General features: G+C 62.5%; 5 protein-coding genes. 4 read left to right on the plus strand and 1 reads right to left on the minus strand.

The annotated features are described in order from the left end of the window. Window positions 1–304: 304 nt before the first annotated feature. Window positions 305–1,768 (minus strand): apolipoprotein N-acyltransferase, encoded by a 1,464-nt coding sequence (gene lnt, locus DES52_RS22260; RefSeq protein WP_110889030.1) that lies wholly within the window; start codon window positions 1,766–1,768, stop codon window positions 305–307. Between the two features lie 661 nt (window positions 1,769–2,429). Here lnt and DES52_RS22265 point away from each other — a divergent pair. From DES52_RS22265 to DES52_RS22280, 4 genes are all read left to right on the plus strand, one after another. Next, window positions 2,430–3,380 (plus strand): NADP-dependent oxidoreductase, encoded by a 951-nt coding sequence (locus DES52_RS22265; protein WP_110889031.1) that lies wholly within the window; start codon window positions 2,430–2,432, stop codon window positions 3,378–3,380. A 132-nt stretch (window positions 3,381–3,512) separates the two neighbouring features. Then, window positions 3,513–4,382, plus strand: coding sequence for an SDR family oxidoreductase (locus DES52_RS22270; RefSeq protein ID WP_110889033.1), 870 nt, complete (start codon window positions 3,513–3,515; stop codon window positions 4,380–4,382). A 4-nt stretch (window positions 4,383–4,386) separates the two neighbouring features. Next, window positions 4,387–5,037: a thioredoxin-like domain-containing protein gene (locus DES52_RS22275; protein ID WP_245901230.1), complete on the plus strand. Its 651-nt coding sequence runs from the start codon at window positions 4,387–4,389 to the stop codon at window positions 5,035–5,037. A 623-nt stretch (window positions 5,038–5,660) separates the two neighbouring features. Further along, the gene (locus DES52_RS22280) at window positions 5,661–6,584 is read left to right on the plus strand and encodes a VOC family protein (RefSeq protein WP_170131229.1); all 924 of its coding nucleotides are present in this window, start codon (window positions 5,661–5,663) and stop codon (window positions 6,582–6,584) included. The last annotated feature ends 49 nt before the right edge of the window (window positions 6,585–6,633 follow it).

Raw genomic sequence — 6,633 nt, forward strand, 5'->3', positions numbered from 1 at the left:
TTCCTGGAGAGGTGAGCGGGCGGCGGAAGGTCGAGGGGCGGGTCGTGTTCAGGGAAGGGTCACGCTAAGTCTTTGTTTGGCTCCTAAGCGGTGTAACACCTATCTGGCAAGGGATTCGTGAGATGGGAAAGCGCAAAGCACGAACTCAAGGGAACCAGGAGGAAAGCTATCTTGCGTACAAGCGCCACGGTGTTCCTCGGTCATGCTGCTGATAATAGGTGTTAAAACATAGAAATGCAAGGGGGGTCCCCACGTCTTGGAATAGCGAGCGGCTATGAACGCCCGTACCGCCCGACCAACCTGTTCACGAAGATGGTGCGGCCGCCTTGGCCGTCATCCTTCCGTGCCGGTCATGCTTCCGTTCTACCCTGCGCGCATAGATTCCCAGAGAGAGAGCGAGCAGCAGGGCAGGAACGTCCCCGAGGCGCATGTACACGCTCTGCCCTGTGAGGCGACGAGGCTGAGCATGAACCACGCCTTCCCCGAATGCTCGGAGTTGCCTTGGCCTGCCCAAGTCATCCACAACCCCTGCAACGCCTTGATTGACACTCCGAACCAACCAGCGCCGTGTTTCAATGGCCCGAACCGTTCCCATCAGGAAGTGCTGCTCTACTCCCCAGCCCGCAAACCAACCGTCATTGCTCGCGTTGACAAGCACCTCAGCTCCCTCACGGGTCAGTTGCCTCGCGACCCAGGGAAAGACGCTGTCGTAGCAGACATACGCTCCGTACACCACATCATTGAGCACGAGCGTCTTCAGCGCCTGCGCCGCAGGAAGGCTGACCAGCGATGTTCCGGTCATCTTCTCGACCACTTCCCAAGCAGCATGAAGCGGAAGGCGCAACGGGAAGTACTCTCCAAAGGGGACAGGACGCGCTTTATCCGTTTGCGACGTCACGGCAGTTCCAGTCCACGCGACCAGCGTGTTACGGCGTGGAGGTACGAAGGAACTCAACCCATACAAGCCGTCGGGAGGAGCTTGCACGAGCAATCGTTCGTCGTTGATGGCACTCTCACTCCAGACGACCACCTCGGCCTCCCGCCGTTCTGTTCGCGTCAGACGTCGAGACCGCTCGAAGAGGGCGCTGCGTGGAAGCGCGGCACCGAACTGATCGACCGTGGTTCGCAGGGCAAGCATCGGTTGAACGGGTCCTTCGCCAGGCACCCGGGTGACACCATAAACGAGAGCAGCAAGCCATACGAACGTCATGACGACAAGTGGACGATGACTGCCCCACCGTACATTCACGAGAGAGGCCGCTGTGGCAGCCACGAGGACGCTGCCCAGCAGGACACCGCCCAAGTCGGCGATCTGAATGACTGGTGTCGGAAGCAAGTTGTACCCCAACGTCGGCCAGGGAAACGCGAAGGGTCCGAAGAAGCGCGTCCACTCGAGAAGAATCCATCCGCCGGCCAAGGCCCACACACGAGCTCGCCTGGATTGAAAAAATTGCACGACCAAGGCCGCCACGAAAGCAAGGAATCCTCCTTCCAGGGCGTAGAGCAAGGTAGCCAGGAAACCCAAGAAAGGCACGCCGAATAACTTGCCGAGAAATGGAATCAGCCACCAGAGCTGAACGGCAAAATACGCTGTTCCGGCCCACCACATCCGGCTGACCACTTCAGGCCTTCGTTCAGCACTCGCGATGTGAGCAAGGAGGAGTGCAAGAGGAACGGGGGCGAGGAAACTCCAGGGAAGAGGAAGACCACATGCCCCGAGCAGCGCACCGAGGAGAAGAGCAATCAGGGCGGGTGGCAGAGACAGCATCGAGTCATGGTAGCGACATCGCCTCCAGCGACGTCCAGCCTGTCATCACACGTGAACTGACTCATGGTGCCTGTGATGCGGCCAGTGGGTGACACCTGTCATTTTCAGAGCGACCGAACGCTCCCTCGCTGATGGGGAACTGGCGGGTACGCAGGGGAGGTCTCGGATGCCCTCCGGATCTGCATTCCCGGTGTCGCGAGCACGCTCGGGGAGTCTGCCTCGAAGACTGGGCTTCAGCAGGACATGCGTGAATGCCTTGCTGCCCACGCAGAATTGGTCTCGCCGTCCTTCTCTTGGAAACAGGATACTCATGCCGTCATTATCGGTGTTGTAACAGTAGATTATTGGGGGCTAGAGGAACCTCACCGGCAGGTGCTGGCCCTCTCGCTTCAGGCACGAATGCTTTGCCACCTCAAGAGTGGGATGGCAACGTCTGATCGGGACTAACGCGCAACACGGGAAACGCCAGTTGTGCGCTTTTGCCGGAAAGGAAGTGAGCCGTCTTCGGTGGTCGTTGCCGATTTTGGTTGGATTGCTGAAGTCTCCGGAAAGGGTGTCTTGACAAAGGATGTTCTAACATATAAAGTAACCACCAGCGAAGAACAAAAGAAAGCAGCCGCCACAACGCACCACACACCCCTCACGAAATAAGGAGCCCCACATGCGCGCACTTCACGTTCCCGCCGCCAGCGAACAACCCCAACTCTCCGATATCCCGGCTCCGACGGCCACTGAAGGCACCGTCCTGATTCGCGTCAAAGCTGCTGGCTTGAATCCCATTGACAACGGCGTCGCCGCGGGCATGCTGGCTCAGTACGGCCTGCCGCACGAGTACCCCGTGGTGCTGGGACGTGACGCCGCCGGCATCGTCGAAGCCGTCGGGGCGGGCGTCGATCACGTCGCCGTCGGTGACGAAGTGCTCGGCCACGTGCTGCTCGCGCCACCCATCTCCGCCGGCACGCTCGCCGAACTCGCGCTGCTGCCCGCCGACGCCGTCACCAAGAAGCCCGCCAAGTTGGACTTCACCACGGCCGCCGCCCTTCCGCTCGCTGGAGCGTCGGCGGTTCAAGTGATCGACGCGATCAACCCGCAAGCCGGTCAAACCGTGCTCGTCAACGGCGCGTCGGGCGGTGTGGGGTCCTTCGTCGTGCAACTGCTTGCGGCTCGAGGCGTGACCGTCATCGCCACCGGCAGAGCCACGGACGTCACTCGTTTGACCGAACTCGGCGCGTCCAAGGTCATCGACTTCACCGCCGGATCGGTTGCCGAGCAAGTTCGCGCGGCCTCCCCTGAAGGTGTGGACGCCATGATCAACTTGCACGGCATGGACCCCGCGGGCGTTCCCGTGGGCGCGGTGCGCCGTGGCGGCCGGATCTCCAGCCTCGCGGCGATGCCGGATGAAGCGACGTTGAGCGCGGCCGGCGTGACGGGCACGCCCGTCATGAGCCGCCCGACGCGGGACGTGCTCGCGCCGCTCGCCGAGCAAGCGGCCGCCGGGACGCTCAAGGTCGTCGTGTCCGATGTGTTGCCGCTCGACCGGGCCGCTGAGGGTTTGGGGCGTCTGGCCACGGGTGGTGCGAGCGGGAAGCTCGTCGTGACCCTCGAAGACTGAACTTCGACTTCTCAACTGGAAGAAACTCGATTTCGCTGAACGAGAGGGGCAGCGTCGTGTCACTCACTGACACCGACCTGCCCTTTGTCCGGTCATCCCACGAATATGACCGCTCACCTTCAGGAGCACCTCATGATTGCAGTCACCGGCGCTACCGGCCACCTTGGCCGTCTCACCCTTCAAGCCCTCCTTCGACGCGGCGTGCCCGCCAGCGACCTGATTGCCGTCGTTCGCAACCCGGCCAAAGCCGCTGACCTCACCGCGCAAGGCGTCCAAGTCCGCCAAGGGGACTACTTTCAACCAGACACCTTGGTCAACGCCCTCGAGGCGGTCGACACGCTGCTGCTAATCAGCAGCAGCGACTTCCAAGATCGCGTCGGACAGCACCGCAACGTCGTGGCCGCCGCCAAAACGGCTGGTGTGAAGCGCATCGCGTACACCAGTATTCTCGGCGCGGACACCACTTCCATGCTGCTCGCACGTGACCACCACGCTACGGAAGAACTGATTCGTGAATCGGGCCTGCCGTACGTGATCTTGCGCAACGGCTGGTACACCGAGAACTACACCGGCACGCTCGAGCAGACCCTCGCGCAAGGCGTGATTCTCGGCGCGGCCGGCGACGGCCGCTTCACTCCCGCCACCCGCGCCGATTATGCCGAGGCGGCCGCGGCCGTGCTCACCACGGAAGGCCACGAGAACGTCACCTACGAACTTGGCGGGGACGAGGCGGTCACCATGTTGTACCTTGCCGCGGAGCTCGGCCGCCAGGGTGGTCGGCCTGTCACGTACCAGAACCTCCCAGGCGAAGAGTACACCCGGATGCTCGTGAGCTTCGGCCTGCCGGAAGGCTTCGCGACCATCCTCGCCGACTCGGACGCCGGGATCGAACGTGGCGACCTCGCTACCAGCAGCGGTGACCTGCGCCGCCTCATCGGCCGACCCACCACGCCCCTCGCGGACGCCCTTCATACGGCGTTGCATTCCGTCAACCTGAAGTGACGTCGTGAGCAAGAAGCGCCCCTCGTCCAACAGCGGCAAAACAAGCAACACTCCCGGAAAAACCGCCAATGCTCCGAGCAAGACCGGCCATGCTCCCGGCAAGATCACCAATGCCCAGAAGCTTCGTCAAGCGCAGCGCAAAGCGCAGTTGCGCACCTGGATCATCACGGGTGTGAGCGTCGCGGCCGTCGTGGGTGGCGTGATCGCTTGGAATGCCACCACTCGAGTCGATGGCGTCACCAGCTTCAGTTACGCGGGAAGTGTCCACCAGCAAGGCACCGTGCAGTACGCCGAAACGCCTCCTGTGGGTGGCCCGCACCATCCCGCGTGGTTCAACTGCGGCGTGTACCGCCAACCCATCACCAAGGAGCAAGCCGTGCACTCGATGGAGCACGGTGCCGTGTGGATTACGTACCGACCCGACCTTCCGCAAGCACAGGTCAAGATCCTCGAACGACTCGTCGATGGGTACACGTACACGTTGCTCTCCCCGTACCCTGGGCTGGACACGCCCGTCGTGATCAGTGCTTGGAACCGACAGTTGCGCGTGCAGGACGTGAACGACCCCCGCCTCGGGCAGTTCCTGGCGAAGTTCGAGCAGGGCAGCCAGGCGCCGGAACGTGGCGCGCCCTGCATCGGGGGCGCCAGCTCGTAATCGACCGACAAGAGCCTCATCGAAGGTTGACGTCAAGGCATGGCCATGGGAGCGACCCGCTGAAAAGGCTGTTCATTCGCTGATTTACAAAGCGGACTTGCGCGCTAGAAGGTGCGTGAATGCGAGGGATAGCTCGGCATCTTACCTTTACGGCTGAGTTTGGCGAACGAGACGCACCACTCCACATGGAATGGTGCGTCTCGTTCGCTGGGCGTGTGGGGGATAGAGACTGGCTCTCGTGTGACCGACCACGATCGTCAGTAGGCGGTCCGTCGAGGTTGGCGTGCGAACGTTGGGACGTTGTGCGGCGTCAAGTTCTCCTCGTTGATGGTCCTTGTTGGAGGATTGGCTGCTGAAGCTCTGGAGGGTCAACAGCGGGGCAATCTCGACAGAGGGATGGCGCAGGGGAGAGCAGGTGCCTGTCCTGTTGTTGAGCACCTCTTGCATTTCTCTGTTGAAACACCTAATATTGAAGGCATGAGCGCTTGACAGCTTCAAACCATCAGAGCGCCCACCAATCTCTGCCAAGCCCTTCTCTTGCTCGACGCTGCTTCCCATCTGGCCCCGCTGTTTCTCTTATCAAATACTTGTCACACCACCCAGTAGCACAACAAGGAGTTGACGTGAACGTTCCCCCCACCATTCCCTATCTGCAACTTCCCGCTGAGCGCATCGGACAAGCTCCCCCTCACCACACCCTGCCCGCCACCGTTCGCCTCAGCACCGTCACCCTCCAAATCAACGACCTTGACGCGTCCCTGGATTACTACACCCGCATCATCGGCCTGCACCTCCACCAACAAGAAGGACGCACTGCCCGCCTCGGCACGCCCGACGGCCAAATCCTCCTCGAACTGCGCGAAAAGAAAGGCGTGAAGTACGCGCCGCACCGAGGCCGCCTCGGCCTCTACCACTTCGCGCTGCTCCTCCCCACCCGCGACGACCTCGCCCGCTTTGTGCGCAACGCCCTCAGCCTCGGTGTCCACGTCGGCGCGGGCGACCACCACTTCAGCGAAGCGACGTATCTGCAAGACCCCGACGGCATCAGCATCGAGGTGTACCGCGACCGTCCCCGCGAGGACTGGCAAGTCACCGAAGGCGGCGAAATCGTCGGTCGCGGTGACCCCCTCGATCTCCAAGCCCTCGCGGCCACTGCCAGCACCACGCCTTGGACCGGCTTGCCGAACGGCACGACCATCGGTCATATGCACTTCTACGTCGGCGACCTCGACAACGCCGCCCGCTTCTACCACGCGGGCCTCGGCTTTCCCAAGGTCACCTGGTCCTTCATCGCCCCCTTTGGCTTGTTCATGGGCGCGGGCGGCTACCACCACCACATCGGCGTGAACACCTGGGCGGCCGGCAGTGCCCCCTCGGGCGAGAACGACGCGCGCCTGCTCACCTGGGACCTCGTCTTGCCCGACCAGACCACGCTGGACCGCACGATCGCCAGCTTGCACGCCGAAGGGTTCGCCACTACCACCACGACGGACGGCGTCCTCGCGAGCGACCCCTGGGGCATCACCGTCCGCCTCCGCACGCTTTGACCTTCCGCCCGCCCCTCGACCTTCCGCCGCCCGCTCACCTCTCCAGGAG

This window comes from Deinococcus yavapaiensis KR-236 (assembly GCF_003217515.1).
GTDB classification, from domain to species: Bacteria; Deinococcota; Deinococci; order Deinococcales; family Deinococcaceae; genus Deinococcus_A; species Deinococcus_A yavapaiensis.